Below are 5,237 nucleotides of genomic sequence, written 5' to 3' on the forward strand. Positions count from 1 at the left end.
TTGCTATACACTGCTTGCGAGTCTGAGGCTGAGTCTATAATGACAAGGAGGAGTTCATATGTACTTTTCAAAGAAATCGATGGAACCTGTGCCTGAAGAGCAAACGAACATTTGGACCTGCAGCACAGAACAGTGCTCATGTTGGATGAGAGATAACTTTTCATTCGCCGAAAGTCCAGAATGTCCGATTTGTCATTCTGCCATGGTCAAGGATTCAAAGATGCTCCCAACCTTATCGAACACAAGCAGCAGGCGATAATTAGTAATAGCAGCCTACGGCAGTACCCGAAGCCCTTTTTGTCTCCACGTTGGAGGCAATTAGGGCTTTACTATTATTAGAACGAAAAAGAGACCCCCTAAGGAGTCTCCCTTGATACCATTTTTTATAAAATCGTACGTTGGAAATCTGCTTCATCATAGGCTGTGTATTCACTGGATGGCTTCGCCAGAACAAGGATCTTGCCTCTATCCAGCTCACCTTCCAAGCGACTAGCCTCTATATCGGGTACGCCGAGTGCCTTCATCTTCGCCCTAAGCTCATCGCCGCGGGAACGAAATAGATTCGCAATGGCCGTCAGCATGCCCTCCTCCTCCAAGCTAATTTGCTCTGCACCCGTATAATTCGCGACGAAATCGGTACCTTCAGCACTGTGCGTTAGCACATAAATGTGTTCTCTCGAAAAGCCTTCCCTGTACAATTGCTGTACTTTGTCCTGCGCTTCTTGAAGATTGGTTGTCACACTCACTCTTGTATAAGTACCCATGGTAATTCCTCCTCTTTCGATTGATTTATAGGGTAAAGCAATTGTTACTGTGGGTTCATGTAGACTAGATGTGAACTAGATGTGGACTAGATGCCTCTGCGTCTGCCGAAGATCAGCGATACGACAAACATGATCAGGAAGACGAAGAACAATACCTTGGCAATTCCTACTGCCGCTGAAACAATTCCAAAAAATCCGAATACACCAGCTACAAGCGCAATGATTAGAAACATGACAGCCCAGCCTAACATAGGAAACACCCTCTTTTCATCGGTAATTTGTGTTGCTTGGCTATGCTATCTATTAACCACTTGTCCCTGGAATGAAACATTATTGGTGAAAAATCTCCCGCTCCATTCTCTCCAGCCTCTGATCCATCCGTTCGAGCAGCTCCTTCATCTCMATATTCTCCTGCTCAGCCCGATAATTAATGGCAAAGTCCAGAATAGCCTCCTGCTTGTCTCGATTCGCCTGGCGATTCTGACTCATGAGAATAACCGGCGCTTGAAACGCTGATATGCAGGAAAGTATCAGATTGAGCAGAATGAACGGCGGCTTATCGTAGGCGAAACGCGTCAGATTAAGAGCCATCCAACTCACCAGAAACAAACCAAACAGTAAGATAAACGTCCAGCTTCCGCCGAAAAGCGCGATACGGTCGGCAATGCGGTCCGCCCAAGACGACTTTTTGGCCTGCTGCTGCGTCAAATGCGACTTGATATTCCCTTGATACTCTCTAACCACAGGCGAAACAGGGCCTCGAACATGATGCAGGAACGGACAACAAAAAAACCACTTAAGACGATACCATCATCGTCTTAAGTGGTTTTATTTCTTACGGTATATGCGTTCCTGCGGAACGTACTCCTCATAATGCACACCTTCAGGCACGAAAAGGATGGACTCCTTCTTGCCTAACCCCAGATATCCTCCGCCTACTAAGCTGTCGTGAAATAGGCTGTGTACCTGTGTCTGCAGCTTATGATCGAAGTAGATCAAGACATTACGGCACAAGATCACATGAAATTCGTTAAAGGAGCCGTCCGTTGCCAGATTGTGCTGCGCAAACATCAGGTTATCCTTCATGACCGGCTGGAAGTAGGCATACTGATGATCCGTTGTGTAATATTCGGAGAAAGCTTTCATCCCGCCAGAATCCAAATAATTCTTGGTGAAATACTGCATCTGCTTAAGCGGGAAGGCCCCTTTTTGCGCCGCATCTATCGCCTTCTCGTTCATATCCGTTGCATAGATCTTCGTTCTCTCCGCTAATCCCTCTTCCTGCATCAGGATCGCCATGGAGTAGACTTCCTCCCCTGTTGCGCAGCCAGCGTGCCAGATACGAATCTCGGGGTACTTCCTTAGCTCAGGAACGACCAAATTGCGAAAAGCACGGAAAAAGCTAGGATCCCGGAACATCTCTGTGACGCGGATCGACATGTCATTAAGCAAGCGATCCACGAAGCCAGGTTCATGCAGAACCTTCTCCAATAACGCGGTGACGTTCGGCAACTTCTCTGCTTTCATGCGATTAAGAACCCGCCTCCGTAAGGAAGACCTGACATAGTGGCGGAAATCGAACCCGTACATTTGATACAGTCCTTCTAAGAGGAGATTAATCTCAATGTTCTGTCGTTCATCCTCATAAGACGGTTTCTCCAAATCGACAGGCTCCTCCACGGGCTTATGATTCAATGTTTCTTCACCTGCTTCGTTAGCCATACACGCATGAGCGAAAATAGCTGATCCATATTTAGCGGCTTCGTAATATAATCGGAGGCGCCGGCTTCCAGACATTTCTCTTTCTCACTTTTCATTGCTTTGGCCGTAAGAGCGATGATCGGCAGCTCATGCATCTGCAGTTCACCGCGAATCGCCTGCATGGCCTCATAACCATCCATGACCGGCATCATGATGTCCATCAGAATGAGATCGTACTCGCCGTCTTTGCTTAACATCTCCAGGGCATCTTTCCCGTGATCCGCCGCATCCACAGTAACTCCCTTCGTCTCCAGCGCAGTAACGAGCGCAAAAACGTTACGGGCATCATCGTCGACGAGCAGCACTCTTTTGCCGCTGAACAACTGCGCATCCGAATGGATGATATCCACGTCAGAGATGATCGTTTCAGCCTGTGAAATACCAGAAGGACTCGGCTCCGCGGCTTGCGTGGAAATAATCGTTCGCTCTTCAACGGCCGCGGCAATTTCTCCCCCATGAGGGTCATTGCCAAACGTCTCATTGTCCTGCTCCGTATCAACTGCGTTAGGTACGTAGAGCGTGAACGTACTGCCTTTGTGCACTTCGCTTTTCACAACAATAGAGCCTCCGAGCAGACGCGTAAACTCACGGCAAATCGATAAACCAAGCCCTGTTCCGCCAAATTGGCGGTTTGTGGTGCCATCCACCTGACGGAACGCTTCGAAGATGACCTGCTGCTTGTCGATCGGAATCCCGATACCGGTATCCATAATTGAGATGGCAAGCACTTTCTCTGCCGGGTCTCTGTGCAGGAGTTCCTTCACTCGAACCGGGTCTGCAAGCGCTATTTTCATCATGACAGAGCCTTTTTCGGTAAATTTGAACGCGTTAGAGAGCAAGTTCTTCAATATTTGCTGAAGACGCTGACCGTCCGTCTGAATGACATTGGGCACATCCGGTTCCAAGATGACATCGAACTCAAGCCCTTTTTTCTCCGCAACGGGAGCAAACATAAGCTTCATCAACTGCGGCAGCTCAGTGACATTGAAATCGTCCGTCATTATTTCTATTTTGCCCGCTTCGACTTTGGATAAATCCAGAATATCGTCGATCAGCGCCAGCAGATCTTTCCCTGCAGCATTGACCACGCGCGAATACTCCACAATCTCTGACATTTGCAAATCGCCATTATTTTCCGCAAGCATCTGGGACAAAATCATGATGCTGTTCAGCGGCGTGCGCAGCTCATGCGACATATTCGCAAGAAAATCGGATTTGTACTGCGAGCTTGTCTCCAATTTTAACGAATAATCTTCTAGCTCGTCTTTCGCTTTCTTCAATTCCAGTGCCTTTTGCTCTGAGAAATGGTTCTGCTCCTCTAAGAACTCGTTGGTCATGCGCAGCTGTTCCTGCTGCATTTGCAGCTCTTCCGACTGAGCTTGAAGCTCCTCGGATTGCGCCTGAAGTTCCTCCGTCAATATCTGTGACTCAGAAAGCAATCGCTCTACTTCCATGCGGCTGCGCACATTCGTGATAGCTGAACCGAATTTCTCTTGCAGCGAATCTACCAAGGTCAAATGCTGAGCCTGAAACGAATGAAGTGACGCTAATTCGATTACAGCCTCTGTGTGGCCATCCACAAGAATAGGAGCGACTAACAAGGTACGAGGGACAGAAGCACCTAGACCGGACGTTAGTTTCACATGATTTTCCGGCAAGTTATCGATTAGGAAAATACGCTGATCCACGGCACACTGACCAATCAAACCTTCTCCCAACCGAAAAACAGCCGCAGAAGGATCCTTCCCGGACGCCGCATACCCAGCTATTTTCACATACCGAGTTTCCTCTCCGACGTTTTCTCGAAGGTAGACAACGCCATAGACACTATCCAGCATTGGCGCCAGTTTGCTTATAAAAGTTCCACCCAAAGAGCTGATATCATTAATCCCCTGATACAAAGTGGCGACTTCGGCGATATTCGTTTGAATCCAGTTTTGCTTCTCCAAGTCCCCCAACATATCATTGGTGGCTTCGGCCAACTCCCTAATTTCATCATGGCTGGTCAGTTCGATCCTTGACGCCAGATTCCCTTCGGAAGATGTAATATAACGAATCATTCTCGTAACTTGTTTGATCGTGCTAGTAATAGAATTAGATAAGATGAGTGCTACGATGATAGCAAAAATAGAAATGATGCCTAGAAGGGTAAAAAGAATAATTCTAAGATTTTGATTACTTTGAGCAAGCTGCTCGGCCCTAGCCTTCGTCAACTGCTTCTCGGCCACGAGAAAAGAATCAAACTGTGTGCGCAGTTGATCCATCAGTTTTTTGCCAGAGTTTTGCTTAAAATATTCGTCGATCGCGGCTTGTTTATTTTCTTTCTTCAACAGAATCACATTGTCGCCAGCCGTGCGAATCCAGCTTTGGATCGTCGGCTTAATACGCTCTAAACTCTCCTTCTGAGCTGTATTATTACTAACTAGCTGCAGAAGCCTATTATAATTATCGAGCCATGTTTTGTTGGCTGAGTCGTATGGTTCCAAGTATTGATTGTCTCCAGTAATGATGTAGCCCCGCATGCCGGTTTCCATATCAACCATATTTTTCTGTATGGCGTTGATAAGATCATGCGCTTCCAAATCATGACTGGAGACGAAATCCACTTCCTTCTGCAGCGAGCTGACACGACCGCTCACAATGAGAAGAGCAATTCCTAAGCATATGATAATAAATACATATCCCATGATAATTTTTGCACGTATATTCATG

6 protein-coding genes are annotated in these 5,237 nt (G+C 47.1%); 1 reads left to right on the forward strand and 5 read right to left on the reverse strand.

From position 1 onward, the window contains the following. Positions 1-58 precede the first annotated feature (58 nt). Positions 59-259 (forward strand): cold-shock protein, encoded by a 201-nt coding sequence (locus AC1DUA_RS27495; RefSeq protein WP_161406717.1) that lies wholly within the window; start codon positions 59-61, stop codon positions 257-259. Between the two features lie 124 nt (positions 260-383). On the opposite strand, the gene AC1DUA_RS27500 is transcribed toward AC1DUA_RS27495, so the two are convergent. From AC1DUA_RS27500 to AC1DUA_RS27520, 5 genes are all read right to left on the reverse strand, one after another. Further along, entirely contained in the window at positions 384-764 is a 381-nt protein-coding gene (locus AC1DUA_RS27500) for a YflT domain-containing protein (RefSeq protein WP_477502796.1), read from the reverse strand. 86 nt (positions 765-850) lie between these two features. Continuing rightward, positions 851-1,015, reverse strand: a complete 165-nt coding sequence (locus AC1DUA_RS27505; RefSeq protein WP_127458160.1) for a DUF1328 domain-containing protein — start codon at positions 1,013-1,015, stop codon at positions 851-853. Between the two features lie 79 nt (positions 1,016-1,094). After that, positions 1,095-1,508, reverse strand: coding sequence for a DUF1003 domain-containing protein (locus tag AC1DUA_RS27510; RefSeq protein WP_477502797.1), 414 nt, complete (start codon positions 1,506-1,508; stop codon positions 1,095-1,097). 84 nt (positions 1,509-1,592) lie between these two features. Continuing rightward, on the reverse strand, positions 1,593-2,459 hold the full coding sequence (locus AC1DUA_RS27515; protein WP_477502798.1) for a CheR family methyltransferase: 867 nt from the start codon (positions 2,457-2,459) through the stop codon (positions 1,593-1,595). Beyond that, a complete protein-coding gene (locus tag AC1DUA_RS27520) occupies positions 2,456-5,236 on the reverse strand; it encodes a CHASE3 domain-containing protein (RefSeq protein WP_477502799.1) in 2,781 nt (926 codons plus the stop codon). The genes AC1DUA_RS27515 and AC1DUA_RS27520 overlap by 4 nt, the downstream gene beginning before the upstream one ends. Position 5,237 lies beyond the last annotated feature (1 nt).

Source organism: Paenibacillus sp. 01T422, assembly GCF_056398785.1.